Genomic DNA, 16,871 nt, shown 5'->3' with positions numbered 1-16,871 from the left:
GGCGCACGGCACCCGCGCACGGACGGTCCTTGGGCGGAGTCCGGGCACGGCTGCATTGCAAAGCTTCCCTACGCCGGTATGAGCCGGATCAGGTTCCAAGGGACTGTCTCAACCGTGGCCACATGGCCCGGTACCCCCGCTTCTTGGTGCGCATTAGAGCATAGACCGCCCGCCCCCGCGGTCAGATCCGCTTTCCTGTGGAAAGCGGATCTGATCCGGATCGCTGTTCGTTAACAGAACCATGACGTCGCGTTCAGTAACGTGCACGTCCGTCGCCCTCCAGCGACCGATGCCTCCTTCGCCGCCGACGCGGCCCCTGCCCGGTTCGCGCTGCATGCCGCCGGTCCTTCGCTGCAAGCTCTGCTCGCTCCCCTCAATCCCTTGATCGGAGAAGCTCCTTCATGGTGTTTCGCGTTTCCATCGCACTGGTTCTGCTGCTGGTGCTGCTTGCCGGTATTGCACCAGGCCCCTTCAATGCCGTGGTGCAGTCGATGCTGGCAGAAGTCATCCGCAGCGTCGGCTGGCTGTACCTGCTGGTGGTATTCCTGGCCCTGGTGTTCCTGATGTACCTGGCTTTCGGTCGCTTCGGCAACCTGCGCATCGGTGGCGAAGACGCCGAGCCCGAGTTCTCGCGAGCCAGCTGGATGTCGATGCTGTTCGCCGCCGGCATGGGCATCGGCCTGGTGTTCTGGGGCGCCGCCGAGCCCATTTCGCACTTCAGCAAGCCACCGGAAGGGCTTGCTCCGCAGAGCCTGGATGCGGCACGCGCCTCGATGCGCTATGCATTCTTCCACTGGGGCCTGCACCCGTGGGCCATCTATGCGCTGATCGGGCTGGCAATGGCCTGGTTCCAGTTCAATCGCAACGGCCGCGGCCTGGTCAGCGACATGCTGCAGCCGATCATCGGCCGCCACCATCGCGGCTGGATCGGTAGGGTGGTCAACATCGCTGCAGTCGTCGCCACCGCGATCGGTGTCGCGACTACGCTGGGCTTCGGCACCATCCAGATCGCCGCCGGCATCGAGCGCGTGTTCGGCGTGCAGGCTACCGTCGCAGTGCAGATGACCATCATTGCCGTCGCCTTCGTGCTGTATATGGCGTCCACCGCCAGTGGCGTGGAGCGAGGTGTGAAGTGGCTGTCCAATTTCAACCTGGCGTTGGCTGCCCTGCTGGCCGCCATCCTGCTGGTGCTGGGGCCGACCGGATTCATCTTCGATACGTTCACCACCACGCTGGGCTCCTACCTCAACCAGCTGGTGACGATGAGCCTGCGCATGTCACCGTTCTCCGGCAGCACCTGGGTGGCGGACTGGACAATCTTCTACTGGGCCTGGTGGATCTCGTGGGCACCGTTCGTGGGGTCGTTCATCGCACGCATCTCGCGCGGCCGCAGCGTGCGCGAGTTCGTGATCGGCGTGGTGCTCGCGCCGACGCTGCTGGGTTTCTTCTGGTTCGCCGTTTTCGGTGGAACGGCCTTGTGGGCACAGATCTTCGGCCATGCCGATCTGGTGCAGGCGCTGGGCAATGGATATGAGACGGTGTTGTTCACGTTGTTCGACAGCATGCCGCTGCCGCTGCTGCTGTCGTGCATCGCACTGGTACTGCTGATGATCTTCTTCGTGACCTCGGCCGACTCGGCGGTACTGGTGCTGGCCAGCATGTCCACTGACGAGGCTGGCGATCCTCCGTTGAAGCGCAAGCTGGCCTGGGGCATTGCGGTGGCGTTGATCGCAGCGGCCTTGCTGCTGGCCGGTGGCCTGGATGCACTGCAGGGCATGATCACGATTGCGGCGTTGCCATTCGCGCTGCTGATGGTGCTGGTGATGGTGTCGCTGTACCGCGTGCTCGACCAGGAGTACACGCGTGAGCGGCGGCAGGCGCAGCGCCAGCGGCACATGATCGATGCGTGGATCGCGCGCGAGATGGCGGCGCAGGAGGAGACCCAGGCCGAGGCGGCGCGCGCGCAGGATTCGGATTGAGGATGTTTTGCAGCCTGCGGCTGCACTGCCTTTTTCAAGCAACGGCAACGTCTAAACCGGCTCTGGGATGCTGAGGGTTTGGCGGGGCGGTGTGGGTGGGCAGGACACGCCGTGAACCCATCCTTGGGGGCTCGATGGCGCCATCCATGGCGCCAACGGTCCTGCCCACCCACACCGCCCCACGCCCGACAGATTTCCGGTGACGGTTGGTTTTCCACGCTTTGCGTGGAAGATGTGTATCGGAAAACAAGAAGGGGTCGGATCCGTTTTCCTGCGGAAAACGGATCCGACCCCAACCATCAGCACGCGGCTGTTGCTGTTGCTGTTGCTGTTGCTGTTGCTGTTGCTTTTGATCTTCTTTTTTCTTCCTGCGGTGGCGGCCGCAGAAAACTGTCAGAGGCCGGGTGGGTGGGCTGGGCGGGGGTGTCAGCCGCATGGATGCGGCTGCCAAGCCTACAAGGACGTACTTGCGGCGTCCCCCGAACAGCCTACCCACCCGGCCCAACAAGCTATTCCGCTTCTGAACCCACCGCAGAGGGGGCTCAGCCCGTTGGCCGGGAAACTCAGTACCCCGCCGCCTGCCCATCCTTGCGACTCTCCGAAGCTCCGTAATAAACCCCGCTCTCGGGGTCGCGCATGATCGCCTGGTACCCGCCATAAGGCCCATCGGCGAACACGATGCGATGCCCCTTGCGCATCAGCGCACGCACCGTCTCGTAGGGGAAGCCGGTTTCCAGATTCACTTCGCCGCCATCGGTCATCGCCGTGGCCTGACCCGTCGGTTCAGTCGAGCCTTCGTGCTGGATGCGCGGCGCATCACCGGCTTCCTGCAGGTTCATCCCGAAATCCACCAGGTTCATCACGATCTGCGCATGGCCCTGCGGCTGCATCGCGCCGCCCATCACGCCGAAGCTGGCATACGGCTTGCCGCCCTTGGTGATGAACCCCGGAATGATGGTCTGGAATGGACGCTTGCCCGGCGCGTAGCCGTTGGGATGGTTCTTCTGCAGCACGAACATCTCGCCACGGTCCTGCAGGATGAAACCCAGACCGGGCGGTGCCATGCCGCTGCCCATGCCACGGTAGTTGGACTGGATCAGCGAAACCATCATGCCGTCGGCGTCGGCCACGGTCATGTAGATCGTGTCGCCCTCCTCCAGCTGCTTCGGCGTGCCCGGCTGCACTTCCTTCAACGCCTTGTCCATCGAAATCAGCGCGCGGCGCTGCGCGGCGTACTCCTTGGAGATGAGCTTCTGCACCGGCGCCGGCTGGAACGCCATGTCGGCGTAGAAGCGTGCACGGTCGGCGAAGGCCAGCTTCTTCGCTTCGACGAACAGGTGCACGTGCTCGGGTGAACCGAACGGGATCTTCGAGAAATCGTAGCCTTCCAGCACGTTGAGGATCTGCAGCGCGGCGATGCCCTGGCTGTTCGGCGGCAGCTCCCACACGTCGTAGCCACGGTAGTTGCTGCTGACCGGTTCGACCCACTCACCATGGTGGTCGGCCATGTCCTGGTAGCTCAGGTAGCCACCATTGGCCTTGAAGTAATCGCCGATGGTGTGGGCAATGGCGCCCTTGTAGAAGGCATCGCGTCCGCCGTCGGCAATCTGCTGCAGGGTGCTGGCCAAGTTCGGGTTCTTCCACATCTCGCCCTTGCGCGGGGCGTGGCCGTTGATCGTGAACTGCTCCTTGAAGCCCGGGTACTGCGACAGCTTGGGCACCGAGCGGTCCCAGTAGTAGGCGATCACCTCGGCGACGGGATGGCCCTCGCGCGCGTAGCGGATGGCCGGCGCCAGGTTGTCGGCCATCGGCTTGCGGCCGAAGCGGTCGTGCAGCGCGAACCAGCCGTCGACCGCGCCGGGCACGGAGACCGGCAGCGGGCCGGTGGCCGGGATGTCCTTCAGGCCACGTCGCTGGAACTCGGCCAGGGTCAGCGACTTCGGCGAGCGCCCCGAACCGTTGTAGCCGTAGAGCTTCTGCGTCTTCGGGTCCCAGACGATGGCGAACAGGTCGCCACCGATGCCGTTGCCGGTCGGCTCCATCAGGCCAAGCGCGGCGTTGGCGGCGATCGCCGCGTCCACCGCCGAGCCTCCCCCTTTCATCACGTCCAGTGCAATCTGGGTGGCCAGCGGCTGCGAGGTAGCGGCCATCGCATGCGGGGCGATCACCTCCGAACGGGTGGCAAAGGTGTGGCCGGTGATGCGGTCGGCGGCCGAAGACAGTGCGGGCACAGCGGCCAGTACAGCGGCGGCCAGCAGGGAACGGGCAAGGCGTCGGGACACGGTCGGGTTCCGATGGAAGGGTGGTCCCCCGATCTTCGCCGCTGCGGCCATCCTGGGGTATCGGGCAGAGGTCATGGACGTTGGTCCTGGGGTGGGTGTGCAAGGTCCGCACCCAGCAAGGCGAGGATCCGCCGGATTCCGCGCAAAAACCGTCCTGAAAGGAGTGAATTCCGGTTCACCGAAACACTTTCAGCGGCAACCATCCTTGTGCCACAGGCGATTGCGCCGGATGCAACGGAAACCAACAAGAATTCCGTCGCGAGGGTTGACATCGCCAAAACGGCTGTGTTTCTCTCGATCACATGTTGCATCACAACACGCCACCGCGAACCCACAACGAAGCCGCCGACATCGGCGCCGCCTCGCTGCGTTCGATTCTTGTGCTCGTACTTATTACCCAACCAACAGGTGCGGGACGAGCCAGCGTGTAAGCAACGAATACACCGGAACTCTTCAAAAACCCGCACCCGCCCCGGTGCGGGTTTTTTCATTTCAGAACCTGGTTTCAGACGCAACCACCATGCACAACGCCCAACGCAAAACCCGGACCCACACCGCCGCCACGCCTCGTGGTGGCTGTGCCTGCGCGGCGCATGGTGCCTCCTCCACCGCTTTCCCCTGACCGGCCGGTACGTCACCTCGACGACCGGCCGTTCTTTTTTTCTTCCCACCGCAAGGAACCTCCCCCATGAGCACCAACGACCTGCCCCAGACCAAGATCGCCGTCATCGGCTACGGCAGCCAGGGCCGCGCCCACGCACTGAACCTGCGCGAATCCGGCTTCGACGTGGTGGTAGGCCTGCGTCCGGGCGGCCCGACCGAAGTCAAGGCACAGGCCGACGGCTTCACCGTGAAAGCACCGGCCGACGCGGTGAAGGATGCGGACCTGGTCGCCGTGCTGACCCCGGACATGGTGCAGAAGAAGCTCTACGACGACGTGCTGGCGCCGAACATGAAGCAGGGTGCGGTGCTGCTGTTCGCGCACGGCCTGAACGTGCACTTCGACATGATCAGGCCGCGCGACGACCTGGACGTGGTGCTGGTTGCGCCCAAGGGCCCGGGCGCGCTGGTGCGCCGCGAGTACGAGATCGGCCGTGGCGTGCCCTGCATCTGGGCGGTCTACCAGGACAAGAGCGGCAAGGCGGCCGAGTACGCACTGGCCTATGCGGCCGGCCTCGGCGGTGCACGCGCCAACCTGATCCAGACCACCTTCAAGGAAGAGACCGAGACCGACCTGTTCGGCGAGCAGGCGGTGCTGTGCGGCGGTGCCTCGGCACTGGTGCAGGCCGGTTTCGAGACCCTGGTCGAAGCGGGCTACCAGCCGGAGATCGCCTACTACGAAGTGCTGCACGAACTGAAGCTGATCGTCGACCTGTTCTATGAAGGCGGTATCTCGCGCATGCTGGAATTCATCTCCGAGACCGCGCAGTACGGGGACTACGTCAGCGGCCCGCGGGTGATCGACGCCGGCACCAAGGCGCGCATGAAGGAAGTGCTGAAGGACATCCAGGACGGCACCTTCACCAAGAACTGGGTGGCCGAGTACGAAGCGGGCCTGCCGAACTACAACCGGTTCAAGCAGGCCGACCTGGAGCACCCGATCGAGAAGGTGGGCAAGGAACTGCGCGCCAAGATGGTCTGGTTGCAAGGACAGGCCGCGTAACCGCGCGGCCCTCCCCCACCCGCTTTGCAAGGTTCCCCCATGAACTCTTCCACACACCGCAGCGCGCCGCCCAACGGCGCGCGCTGGCTGACCCAGGCGCTGGAAGCCGAAGGCATCCGCACGCTGTTCGGCTATCCCGGCGGCACCATCATGCCGTTCTACGACGCGCTGGTGGATTCGTCGCTGAAGCACATCCTGGTGCGCCACGAGCAGGGTGCCGCACTGGCGGCGAATGGATTCGCCCGCGCCAGCGGCCAGGTCGGCGTCTGCGTGGCCACCTCCGGCCCGGGCGCCTCCAACCTGGTCACCGGCATTGCCGATGCGATGCTGGATTCGGTGCCGATGGTCTGCATCACCGGCCAGGTCGCCACGCCGCTGCTGGGTACTGACGCTTTCCAGGAACTGGATGTGTTCGGCCTGACCATGCCGATCGTCAAGCACAGCTGGCTGGTGCGCAGCGTCGACGACCTGCCGCGCGTGGTCGCCGATGCCTTCCGCGTCGCCCGCGAGGGCCGGCCCGGCCCGGTGCTGATCGACCTGCCCAAGGACGTGCAGCTGGCCGATGCCAGCCACCTGCCGGCGCACGTGCCGAGCAGCGTCGAGCCGCCACCTGCGCCGGCCGAAGCGGCCATCGCCGAAGCCATCGCCGCACTGGCAGCCGCCGAGAAGCCGGTGGTCTACGCCGGTGGCGGCATCGCGCTGGGCGATGCGGTGCAGGACCTGCGCGACTTCGTCGAAGCCAGCGCCATCCCCACCGTGATGACCCTGCGTGGCCTGGGCGCGCTGCCGGCCAGCCATCCGCAGTCACTGGGCATGCTGGGCATGCACGGTACCCGCGCGGCCAACATGGCGGTGCAGGAAAGCGACCTGCTGCTGGTGCTGGGTGCACGCTTCGACGACCGCGCCACCGGCAAGCTGGCCGAGTTCGCACCGTTCGCCCGCGTCGTCCATATCGATGCCGACGCCTACGAGATCTCCAAGCTGCGCAGCGCCGATGTCGCCGTGCCTGGCAACGTCGGCCATGCCATCCGTGCCCTGCGTGCGGCCTTCCCCTCCCCCAAGGCCCATCAGGACGCGTGGCGCAGGCGTTGCGCGCAGCACCGCGACCGCTTCTCGGCACGCTACGACGCACCGGGCCAGCACATCTACGCCCCGGCGCTGCTGAAGCGCCTGAGCGAGCTGGCCCCGGCCGATGCGGTGATCGCCTGCGATGTCGGCCAGCACCAGATGTGGGTGGCGCAGCACTGCCGCTTCAACCACCCGCGCAACCACCTGACCAGTGGCGCGCTGGGCACCATGGGCTTCGGCCTGCCGGCGGCGATGGGTGCGCAGTTCGCATGCCCGGAGCGCACCGTGGTGCTGGTGTCCGGCGACGGCAGCTTCATGATGAACGTGCAGGAGCTGGCGACCATCGCGCGTTGCCGCCTGCCGGTGAAGATCGTGCTGCTGGACAACAGTTCGCTGGGCATGGTGCGGCAGTGGCAGGAACTGTTCTTCGCCGAGCGTTACAGCGAGATCGACCTGTCCGACAACCCGGACTTCGTGGCGCTGGCACAGGTGTTCGGCATCGCCGCCACCCGCATCGACAACCGCGACGACGTGGAAGGCGGCCTGGCCGCGCTGCTGGCCGAACCGGGCCCGGCCCTGCTGCACGTGGCCATCGATGCACGTGCCAACGTGTGGCCACTGGTGCCGCCGAACACCGCCAACAGCACGATGCTGGAAAGCAACCCCGCCCATGCCCGCCAGGAGACCCCCAATGCAATACCGGCTTGACCTGGTGCTGCACCCGGCCGAAGGCGCGCTGCTGCGCGTGATCGGCATGGCCGAACGCCGCGGCTTCGCACCGCGCGCGATCAGCGGTGCGCCGGTGGCCGACGACGATGGCCGCTGGCACCTGCAGCTGGTGGTGGATGGCCAGCGCCCGGCGGAAACGCTGTGCCGGCAGATCGAGAAGATCTACGACTGCGTGTCCGTGCAGGTCACTGCCGTGGAAGGAGCATCCGTATGAACACCCGTACCGTAGTGACCACGGTGCCGGTACGGAGGCGTCTTCTTCGCCGCCCGTGCCCGCATGCGGCGGTCGCCCGCACCGCGCTGGTGGCCCATGCCGGCCGCTGATGCCAGCCAGGAAAGCGATGTCGGCGACGTAAGCGTCGCCGACGTACTGGCGGCGCAGGCCCGGCTGCGCCGCTTCCTGCCGCCTACCCCGCTGCACCATGCCGAGCGCTTCGGCACCTGGCTGAAGCTGGAGAACCTGCAGCGCACCGGGTCCTACAAGGTACGCGGCGCGTTGAACGCGCTGCTGGCCGGCCGCGAGCGCGGCGATACCCGGCCGGTGATCTGCGCCTCGGCCGGCAACCATGCCCAGGGCGTGGCGTGGGCGGCCTACCGCCTGGACGTGCCGGCCATCACCGTGATGCCGCATGGCGCACCGGCCACCAAGATCGCCGGCGTCGCCCACTGGGGCGCGACCGTTCGCCAGCACGGCACCAGCTACGACGAGGCCTACGCCTTCGCGGTCGAACTGGCACAGCGACACGGCTACCGCTTCCTGTCCGCGTTCGACGACGCCGATGTGATCGCGGGCCAGGGCACGGTCGGCATCGAGCTGGCCGCACACGCGCCGGACGTGGTGATCGTGCCGATCGGCGGCGGTGGACTGGCCTCCGGCGTTGCACTGGCGCTGAAATCGCAGGGCGTGCGCGTGATTGGCGCGCAGGTGGAAGGCGTCGATTCGATGACACGTGCGATCCGCGGCGACGTGCGCGAGATCGCCCCGGTTGCCTCTCTGGCCGACGGCGTGCGGGTGAAGATTCCCGGCTTCCTGACCCGCCGCCTGTGCACCTCGCTGCTGGACGATGTGGTGATCGTGCGCGAGGCCGAACTGCGCGAAACGCTGGTCCGGCTTGCGCTGGAGGAACACATCATCGCCGAGGGCGCGGGCGCGTTGGCGCTGGCGGCCGGCCGCCGCGTCGCCGGCCGCCGCAAGTGTGCGGTGGTGTCCGGCGGCAACATCGATGCCGGTGTCCTGGCCGGCCTGCTCACCGACATCCGTCCGCGCCCGCCACGCAAACCGCGGCGACGGCGCAGCGAAACCCCGCGCTCGCCGACCAAGGCCAGCGCCCTCGCCTCCCCCGCCTCTTCCCCTTCCCCCCTGCAAGCCGTCGCACCCGCTGTCGAGGAGATTTCCCTGTGACCACCATCGAACGAATTACCACCCCGCGCATCCGCATCTTCGACACCACCCTGCGTGACGGCGAGCAGTCCCCCGGCTGCAGCATGAGCCCGCCGCAGAAGCTGGTGATGGCGCGTGCGCTGGACGAACTGGGCGTGGACATCATCGAGACGGGCTTCCCGGCCAGCTCGCAATCCGACCGCGAGGCGATGGCGCTGATCGGCCGCGAGCTGCGTCGCCCGAGCCTGAGCCTGGCGGTGCTGTCGCGCTGCCTGCAGGCCGATATCGAGACCTCCGCACGTGCACTGGAAGCGGCAGCCAACCCGCGCCTGCACGTGTTCCTGTCGACCAGCCCGCTGCACCGCGAGCACAAGCTGCGGATGACCCGCGAGCAGGTGCTGGAGTCGGTACGCAAGCACGTCTCGTTGGCCCGTTCCTACATCGATGACGTCGAGTTCTCGGCCGAGGATGCCACCCGCACCGAGCTGGACTACCTGATCGAGGTTTCGCGCGTGGCGATTGCCGCCGGCGCCACCACCATCAACCTGCCCGACACCGTCGGCTTCACCACGCCGGAAGAAATCCGCGCGATGTTCCAGCAGGTCATCGCCGGGGTCGCCGACGTGCCGAACGCGGCCAACGTGATCTTCAGCGCGCACTGCCACAACGACCTGGGCCTGGCGGTGGCCAACTCGCTGGCCGCCATCGAAGGCGGTGCACGCCAGGTCGAGTGCACCATCAACGGCATCGGCGAGCGCGCCGGCAACTGTTCGCTGGAAGAGATCGCGATGGTGCTGAAGGTCCGCCAGGCCTTCTACGAACAGGACAGTTCGATCAACACCCCGCGCATCGTCGGCACTTCGCAGCTGCTGCAGCGTCTGGTCGGCATGCCGGTACAGCGCAACAAGGCCATCGTCGGTGCCAACGCGTTCGCCCATGAATCGGGCATCCACCAGCACGGCATGCTGCGCCACCGCGGCACCTACGAAATCATGCGTCCGGAAGACGTGGGCTGGGAAGATTCGCAGATGGTGCTGGGCCGCCACAGTGGCCGCGCCGCCGTCGAAGCGCGCCTGCGTGCGTTGGGCTTCTGGCTGGACGAAGACGAACTGAAGCTGGTGTTCGAGCAGTTCAAGGGCCTGTGCGAACAGCAGCGCGTGGTCACCGATGCCGACCTGCAGACGTTGATGCAGGGCGGCTCCAACGCGCAGGGCTACCGCCTGGCCTCGATGACCATCAGCGACGTCGGCAGCCGCGCCAACGCGCTGGTCGAACTGTCCGACCCGGATGGCAACCGCGTGGCCGAGACCGCGCAGGGCGACGGCCCGGTCGATGCGCTGTTCGGCGCGCTGTCGGCCGCCACCGGTGTGCAGCTGATGCTGGACAGCTACCACGTGCACAGCGTCGGCATCGGCGCCGATGCGCGCGGTGAAGCCAACCTGAGTGTGCGCCATGACGGCGTGGAGTACGACGGCACCGGCACCAGCAAGGACATCATCGAAGCCTCCGCGCTGGCTTGGCTGGATGTGGCCAACCGCCTGCTGCGCCAGCGTCAGGCCGCCGTCCACAGCAGCACCGACGTTCCCGCTTCCGCCACCGCCTGAGGATCCCACCATGAGCGCCTTCGACACCCCCACCCCGGCCAGCGCCGCTGGCCAGCAGTGGAACGCCCAGGACTATGCGATCGATGCCGGCTTCGTGCCGCTGCTCGGCGGTGCGGTATCGCGCCTGCTCGACCCGCGCGCCGGTGAGCGCATCCTCGACCTGGGCTGTGGCGATGGCGTACTCAGCACCGAACTGGCCCTGAGCGGTGCGCGCATCCACGGCGTGGATGCCTCGCCGGAACTGGTGATCGCCGCCCGTGCGCGCGGCGTCGACGCCCAGCTGATGGACGGCCACGCACTGTCGTTCGACAGCGAGTTCGATGCGGTGTTCAGCAATGCGGCACTGCATTGGATGACGACTCCGGACCGCGTACTGGAAGGCGTGCGCCGCGCCCTGCGCCCCGGTGGCCGCTTCGTCGCCGAGTTCGGCGGCCACGGCAACGTGGCCACGATCATCGCGGCCGTGCAGGCCGCGCGCGTGGCCCACGGGCATGGCGCCAGCACCTTCCGGTGGTACTTCCCGACGGCCGATGCCTACGCCGATCGCCTGCGCCAGCATGGCTTCCAGGTGCAACTGATCGAGTGCACGCCGCGCCCGACCGCACTGCCGACCGGCGTGGCCGGCTGGCTGCGGGTATTCGCCGCACCGCTGCTGGACGACCTGCCGGCCGAGGCCCGCGCCACCGTGCGCGAGGCGGCCACCGCACTGCTGGCCGAGCTGCCGCGTGACGCATCTGGCCAGCCGCTGGCCGACTACGTGCGCCTGCGTGTGCTCGCCCGCCGTCGCTGACTTGACCGTTCCGCTTTCCTTACTGATGTTCGCTATTTCGTACTTCTGCCAGGCATACGCATGACTTCCGCACCCCGCACCCTGTACGACAAACTGTGGGACGCCCACGTGGTGGTTCCCGAATCCGACAGCGCGCCCGCCGTGCTGTACATCGACCTGCACCTGATCCACGAGGTGACCTCGCCGCAGGCCTTCACCGAACTGCGCGAACGCGGCTTGTCGCCGCGCCGGCCGGACCGCACCAAGGCGACGATGGACCACTCCACGCCGACCCTACCGGCCGCCGCGGACGGCACGCTGCCCTATGCCAGCGCCGCCTCCGAGGCACAGGTCGCCACGCTGGCGCGCAACTGCGCCGAGCACGGCATCGAGCTGTTCGACATGGCGTCGGACAACCGCGGCATCGTCCACGTGATCGCGCCCGAGCAGGGCTTCACCCAGCCAGGCATGACCATCGTCTGCGGCGACAGCCACACCTCCACCCACGGTGCCTTCGGTTCGCTGGCGTTCGGCATCGGCACCAGCGAGGTCGGCCACGTGCTGGCCACGCAATGCCTGCTGCAGCGCAAGGCGAAGACGCTGGCGATCACCGTCGATGGGCCGCTGGCACCGGGTGTCGGCGCCAAGGACGTGGTCCTGCACATCATCGGCGTGATCGGCGTCAATGGCGGCACCGGCCACGTGATCGAGTTCCGCGGCAGCACCATCGAAGCGATGGACATGGAACAGCGCATGACCCTGTGCAACATGTCGATCGAAGCGGGTGCGCGTGCCGGTATGGTGGCGCCGGACCAGGTCACCTTCGACTTCGTCGCCAACACCCCGCGCGGCCCAAAGGGCGCCGATTTCGAGGCTGCGGTGGCGCGCTGGCAGCAGCTGCGCAGTGATGACGGCGCGCGCTTCGACAGCGAAGTGCACATCGACGCCGCCGATATCCGCCCGACCCTGACCTGGGGCACCCACCCGGGTACCGCCATCGCGGTGGATGCGCCGATTCCGGCCGCCAACGATGCCGCCGCACAGAAGGGCCTGGACTACATGCATTTCCAGGCCGGCAAGGCGCTGGCCGGAACGCCGGTGGACGTGGTATTCGTCGGTTCCTGCACCAACGGCCGCCTGAGTGACATGCGTGAGGTGGCGCAGGTGCTGCGCGGTCGTCGCGTCGCCGACCGGGTGCGCATGCTGGTGGTGCCGGGCTCGGAGATCGTCAAGCGAGAGGCCGAGGCCGAAGGCATCCATGAGATCGTGCGCGCGGCCGGTGCCGAATGGCGCGAGCCGGGCTGCTCGATGTGCATCGCCATGAATGGTGATCTGGTCGCGCCCGGGCAGCTGGCCGTGAGCACCAGCAACCGCAATTTCGAAGGCCGCCAGGGTCCCGGTTCGCGCACCCTGCTGGCCTCACCGATGAGCGCGGCGTGGGCCGCGGTGAACGGGCATGTCGCCGACACCCGCGAGCTGTTCGCACAGGAGGTGGCGTGATGGCCGGTTTCCGCACCTTGACCTCGGCCAGCGTGGTGCTGCGCCAGACCAACATCGACACCGACCAGATCATCCCGGCGCGGTTCCTGTCCACCACCGAACGCGCCGGCCTGGGCCGCAACGCCTTCAATGACTGGCGCTGGCAGGCCGACGGTTCACCGGTGGCCGACTTCGCCTTCAACCAGCCGCACAACGCCGGCCGCAGCATCCTGCTGGCGGGTCGCAACTTCGGCTGCGGCTCGTCGCGCGAACATGCACCGTGGGCGCTGACCGACCTGGGCCTGCGCGCCATCGTCAGCAGCGAGATCGCCGACATCTTCCGTGGCAACTCGCTGAAGAACGGCCTGCTGCCGATCGTGCTGGACGAGGCCGACGTGCAGGCGCTGATGCAGCGCCCGGATGATGAGCTGACCATCGACGTGGCCGCGCGCGAACTGCGCACGCCGGACGGCCGCGTCTATTCCTTCCCGCTGGACGGCTTCTCGCAGACCTGCCTGCTGGAAGGTGTCGACCAGTTGGGGTATCTGTTGGGCCGTGTCCCTGAAATCGAACGTTACGAGAGTGAGCATGCACGCTGAAATTGTTGTCCTGCCCGGTGATGGCATCGGCCCGGAAGTGGCCGCCGCGGCAGTCGCCGTCCTGAAGGCCGTCGCCAAACGCTTCAACCACACCTTCACCTTCAGCGAGCACGACATCGGTGGCATCGCCATCGACCGCCACGGCGAACCGCTGCCGGCGTCGACCCTGGCCGCCTGCCAGGCCGCCAGCGCGGTGCTGCTGGGCGCAGTCGGTGGCCCGAAGTGGTCCGACCCGAACGCCAAGGTGCGTCCGGAACAGGGCCTGCTGGCGATCCGCAAGGCGCTGGGCCTGTACGCCAACCTGCGCCCGGTGCGCACCCATGAGGCCGCGCTGCACGCCTCGCCGATCAAGGCCGAGCTGCTGCAGGGTGTGGACTTCGTGGTGGTGCGCGAACTGACCGGCGGCATCTACTTCGGCGACAAGACCCGCGATGCCGACAGTGCCAGCGACCTGTGCCGCTACACCGTGGCCGAGATCGAGCGCGTGCTGCGCAGTGCCTTCCGCCTGGCCCGGCAGCGGCGTGGCAAGGTCACCTCGGTGGACAAGGCCAACGTGTTGGAAACCTCGCGCCTGTGGCGCGACGTGGCCGCGCGCATCGGCCGCGAGGAGTTCCCGGAGGTGGCGCTGGAGCACCAGCTGGTCGATTCGATGGCCATGCACCTGCTGGCCAAGCCGCGCGAGTACGACGTGATCGTCACCGAGAACATGTTCGGCGACATCCTCACCGACGAAGCCTCGATGCTGGCCGGCTCGCTCGGCCTGCTGCCCTCGGCCTCGCTGGGTGAGCCGGGTGCGGTCGGCATCTACGAACCGATCCACGGTTCGGCCCCGGACATCGCCGGCAAGGGCATCGCCAATCCCTACGCGACGATCTTCAGCGCGGCGATGCTGCTGCGCCATTCGCTGGGGCTGGAAGCCGAAGCCGCAGCAGTGGAAGCGGCGGTGCACGCGGTGCTGGATGATGGGGTGTTCACTGCCGACCTGGCCGCCAAGGGCCAGGCCGTGAGTACCGCCGCCGCCACGGATGCGGTGCTGGCCAAACTCAACTGATCCGATGGCGCCACTCCATGCGTGGCGCCTCTGCCTTTGGTCATTGTGCGCAGCCACCCATGGGGTGGCTCTACTGTAGATCCACGCCATGCGTGGATCGTTCGAATGTCGCGCAGCAGATCCACGCCATGCGCGGCTGCATTATTTGGTGGTGTACCCACCATTGACCAGGATGGTCTGCCCGGTCATCCACCAGCCATCGGTGACCAGGAAGCGGATCCACGGCACGATGTCGGCGATGTCGGTCAGGCCGGTACGGGTGAACGCCGAGAGCGCGGCCGCGGTCTTGTGGTACGCCTGTGCATCGGCACTCTCGGCCGGGTAGAAGAACGGCGTGTCCATCGGGCCCGGCCCGATCGCAGTCACCGAGATGCCGCGCTCACCGAACTCCTTTGACGCCGCGCGGGTGAAATGCTCGACCGGTGCCTTGGTGCCGGCATAGCTGGAATAGAACGGCGTGAACGCACCCAGCAGTGAGGTGACCAGGGTGCAGATGCGACCGCCGTCGTTGACCTGGCGGCCGGCCTCCTTGAGGAAGAAGAATGCGGCCTTGGCGTTGACCGCGCTCATCTCGTCATACTCCGCTTCGCTGATCTCCAGCAGCGGCTTCTTCAGCACCTTGCCGACCGTATTGATGGCGATGTCGGGACGGCCGACTGCGGCCACGGCATCGGCGAACAAGCGCTCCATCGCTGCCGCCGACGTCAGGTCGCCCTGCAGGGCTACCGCCCTGCTGCCGGCCGCCTGCACGGCGGCAACGGTTGCTTCTGCATCGGCCTGGGTGGCGGCACTGTTGTAGTGGATGACGACGGCGCTGGCACCCTGGCGGGCGAAGTCGCGGGCGATCAGGCCGCCCAGGTTCTTGGCACCACCGGCAATCAGCACAGTCTTGCCCTTGAGGGAATGCTCGGTCATGGCTTCGGTCTCAGGAGGGGGCTGCCCGGGGTGGCAACCCTGCCCTGACGACGATATCGTGCAGAAAATGCGGATAAAGCCCGCCACATTGACTTAACTTTCCAGGACCAGCGAACAATGGACCGGATCGATCGCTTCCGCATCTTCACCCGGGTCGTGGAATGCGCCAGCTTCACCCGTGCTGCCGACCAGCTCGGCCTGCCCCGCTCGACCGTCTCGGCGGCGATTGCCGAGCTGGAACAGCGGCTTGGCACCCGCCTGCTGCAGCGCTCGACCCGACGGGTATCCACCACCCATGACGGCGACGTGTTCCATGCCCGCTGCCTGCGCCTGATCGCGGAGGTTGAAGACGCCGAGTCGCTGTTCCGGCAGGACGACGCGCAACCGGCCGGTTTGCTGAAGATCGACGTACCCAGCCGCATCGGCCGTCGCATCATCGCCCCGGCGTTGCCGGATTTCTTCGCGCGCTACCCGCAGGTGGAACTGGACCTGGGCATGACCGACCGCGCGGTGAACCTGATCGAAGACGGCTGCGATGCGGTGCTGCGGGTCGGCCAGCTGGGCGATTCCAGCCTGGTGGCGCGCACGCTGGGCCAACTCGACTTCGTCAACGTGGCCGCGCCGGCCTACCTGCGCGAGCACGGTGTTCCGCAGCATCCTGCCGACCTGCCGCAGCACCGCGCGGTGAACTATGCGTCGCCGACCACGGCACGGGTGGAACCGTGGGAATGGCAGGATGGCGGCCAGCTGCGCACGCTGCCGATGCCCGGCTGGGTACGCGTGAACAGCGCCGAGGCCTCGATCGCGTGCTGCGTGGCGGGATTGGGGCTGTTGCAGATTCCGCGCTACGACGTGCAGGCCGAGCTGCAGTCAGGCGCATTGGTGGAGGTGATGCCGCAGTACGCGGCGCAGCCGCTGCCGGTGACCCTGCTGCAACCGCATCGGCAACACCGTGCACTGCGCGTGCAGGTGTTCGTCGAGTGGCTGCTGCCAGTGCTGCGGATCGGCCTGCAGCTGCAGTAGATCCACGTCATGCGCGGGTGCTTCTGTAGAGTCGAGCCATGCTCGACTCATCCCATCATCGCGCGAAGAGCGAAGAGCAGCCGAGCATGGCTCGGCTCTACAGAAAGCAGATCCCGCGAGCAGATCAGTCCACGCCATGCGTGGATGCATGCTTCAGTGCCAACCAAGGTTGGCACCTACCAGGACAAGGACCAGTTGCGGTAGATCCACGCCATGCGGGGATGTTTCTGTAGAGTCGAGCCATGCTCGACTCATCCCATCATCGCGCGAAGAGCGAAGAGCGAAGAGCGAAGAGCAGCCGAGCATGGCTCGGCTCTACAGAAAGCAGA

At 67.0% G+C, this 16,871-nt stretch carries 13 protein-coding genes and 1 riboswitch; of the genes, 11 read left to right on the top strand and 2 right to left on the bottom strand.

From position 1 onward, the window contains the following. Window positions 1–47: 47 nt before the first annotated feature. A riboswitch (TPP riboswitch) is annotated at window positions 48–148 on the bottom strand. 253 nt (window positions 149–401) lie between these two features. Then, a complete protein-coding gene (locus tag AC5P8R_RS01985; protein ID WP_014038399.1) occupies window positions 402–1,979 on the top strand; it encodes a BCCT family transporter in 1,578 nt (525 codons plus the stop codon). Between the two features lie 563 nt (window positions 1,980–2,542). Here the strand turns inward: AC5P8R_RS01985 and ggt are convergent. Beyond that, window positions 2,543–4,261, bottom strand: a complete 1,719-nt coding sequence (ggt, locus tag AC5P8R_RS01980) for a gamma-glutamyltransferase (RefSeq protein WP_169412634.1) — start codon at window positions 4,259–4,261, stop codon at window positions 2,543–2,545. A gap of 688 nt (window positions 4,262–4,949) precedes the next feature. Here ggt and ilvC point away from each other — a divergent pair. The 9 genes from ilvC to leuB all read left to right on the top strand — a co-directional run bounded on the left by ilvC (window position 4,950) and on the right by leuB (window position 14,604). Next, complete coding sequence (ilvC, locus tag AC5P8R_RS01975; protein ID WP_014648333.1) at window positions 4,950–5,924, top strand: ketol-acid reductoisomerase; 975 nt, start codon at window positions 4,950–4,952, stop codon at window positions 5,922–5,924. 39 nt (window positions 5,925–5,963) lie between these two features. After that, the gene (gene ilvG / locus AC5P8R_RS01970; protein ID WP_014648334.1) at window positions 5,964–7,700 is read left to right on the top strand and encodes an acetolactate synthase 2 catalytic subunit; all 1,737 of its coding nucleotides are present in this window, start codon (window positions 5,964–5,966) and stop codon (window positions 7,698–7,700) included. Next, a complete protein-coding gene (locus AC5P8R_RS01965) occupies window positions 7,684–7,935 on the top strand; it encodes an ACT domain-containing protein (RefSeq protein WP_014648335.1) in 252 nt (83 codons plus the stop codon). The genes ilvG and AC5P8R_RS01965 overlap by 17 nt, the downstream gene beginning before the upstream one ends. A 96-nt stretch (window positions 7,936–8,031) precedes the next feature. Further along, window positions 8,032–9,123, top strand: a complete 1,092-nt coding sequence (locus AC5P8R_RS01960) for a threonine dehydratase (RefSeq protein WP_014648336.1) — start codon at window positions 8,032–8,034, stop codon at window positions 9,121–9,123. Beyond that, window positions 9,120–10,706, top strand: coding sequence for a 2-isopropylmalate synthase (locus AC5P8R_RS01955; protein WP_134967015.1), 1,587 nt, complete (start codon window positions 9,120–9,122; stop codon window positions 10,704–10,706). Before AC5P8R_RS01960 ends, AC5P8R_RS01955 begins: the two co-directional genes overlap by 4 nt. A 10-nt stretch (window positions 10,707–10,716) precedes the next feature. Next, window positions 10,717–11,496 (top strand): class I SAM-dependent methyltransferase, encoded by a 780-nt coding sequence (locus AC5P8R_RS01950; RefSeq protein WP_014648338.1) that lies wholly within the window; start codon window positions 10,717–10,719, stop codon window positions 11,494–11,496. 60 nt (window positions 11,497–11,556) lie between these two features. Next, window positions 11,557–12,975 (top strand): 3-isopropylmalate dehydratase large subunit, encoded by a 1,419-nt coding sequence (gene leuC, locus AC5P8R_RS01945; RefSeq protein ID WP_032958185.1) that lies wholly within the window; start codon window positions 11,557–11,559, stop codon window positions 12,973–12,975. Next, window positions 12,975–13,553, top strand: a complete 579-nt coding sequence (leuD, locus tag AC5P8R_RS01940; protein WP_005410953.1) for a 3-isopropylmalate dehydratase small subunit — start codon at window positions 12,975–12,977, stop codon at window positions 13,551–13,553. The genes leuC and leuD overlap by 1 nt, the downstream gene beginning before the upstream one ends. Further along, window positions 13,543–14,604, top strand: a complete 1,062-nt coding sequence (leuB, locus tag AC5P8R_RS01935) for a 3-isopropylmalate dehydrogenase (RefSeq protein ID WP_329890605.1) — start codon at window positions 13,543–13,545, stop codon at window positions 14,602–14,604. Before leuD ends, leuB begins: the two co-directional genes overlap by 11 nt. A gap of 141 nt (window positions 14,605–14,745) precedes the next feature. Here leuB and AC5P8R_RS01930 read toward each other — a convergent pair whose 3' ends face one another. Beyond that, entirely contained in the window at window positions 14,746–15,519 is a 774-nt protein-coding gene (locus tag AC5P8R_RS01930; RefSeq protein ID WP_053496223.1) for an SDR family oxidoreductase, read from the bottom strand. A gap of 117 nt (window positions 15,520–15,636) precedes the next feature. On the opposite strand from AC5P8R_RS01930, the gene AC5P8R_RS01925 reads away from it, so the two are divergent. After that, window positions 15,637–16,542, top strand: coding sequence for a LysR family transcriptional regulator (locus tag AC5P8R_RS01925; protein ID WP_053496224.1), 906 nt, complete (start codon window positions 15,637–15,639; stop codon window positions 16,540–16,542). Window positions 16,543–16,871: the final 329 nt, after the last annotated feature.

The organism is Stenotrophomonas sp. YJH_SMC_73 (assembly GCF_059370155.1).
Note: the sequence above shows the minus strand (reverse complement) of the source record. Positions and strands in the feature narration are given on the sequence as shown.

What these genes read in the sequence shown, in the direction of transcription:
- leuD (WP_005410953.1), top strand. Translation starts at nt 12,975, where the DNA reads ATGGCCGGTTTCCGCACCTTGACCTCGGCCAGCGTGGTGCTGCGCCAG.
- AC5P8R_RS01965 (WP_014648335.1), top strand. Translation starts at nt 7,684, where the DNA reads ATGCAATACCGGCTTGACCTGGTGCTGCACCCGGCCGAAGGCGCGCTG.
- AC5P8R_RS01950 (WP_014648338.1), top strand. Translation starts at nt 10,717, where the DNA reads ATGAGCGCCTTCGACACCCCCACCCCGGCCAGCGCCGCTGGCCAGCAG.
- leuB (WP_329890605.1), top strand. Translation starts at nt 13,543, where the DNA reads ATGCACGCTGAAATTGTTGTCCTGCCCGGTGATGGCATCGGCCCGGAA.
- leuC (WP_032958185.1), top strand. Translation starts at nt 11,557, where the DNA reads ATGACTTCCGCACCCCGCACCCTGTACGACAAACTGTGGGACGCCCAC.
- ilvG (WP_014648334.1), top strand. Translation starts at nt 5,964, where the DNA reads ATGAACTCTTCCACACACCGCAGCGCGCCGCCCAACGGCGCGCGCTGG.
- AC5P8R_RS01925 (WP_053496224.1), top strand. Translation starts at nt 15,637, where the DNA reads ATGGACCGGATCGATCGCTTCCGCATCTTCACCCGGGTCGTGGAATGC.
- ilvC (WP_014648333.1), top strand. Translation starts at nt 4,950, where the DNA reads ATGAGCACCAACGACCTGCCCCAGACCAAGATCGCCGTCATCGGCTAC.
- AC5P8R_RS01985 (WP_014038399.1), top strand. Translation starts at nt 402, where the DNA reads ATGGTGTTTCGCGTTTCCATCGCACTGGTTCTGCTGCTGGTGCTGCTT.
- AC5P8R_RS01930 (WP_053496223.1), bottom strand. Translation starts at nt 15,519, where the DNA reads ATGACCGAGCATTCCCTCAAGGGCAAGACTGTGCTGATTGCCGGTGGT.
- AC5P8R_RS01960 (WP_014648336.1), top strand. Translation starts at nt 8,032, where the DNA reads ATGCCGGCCGCTGATGCCAGCCAGGAAAGCGATGTCGGCGACGTAAGC.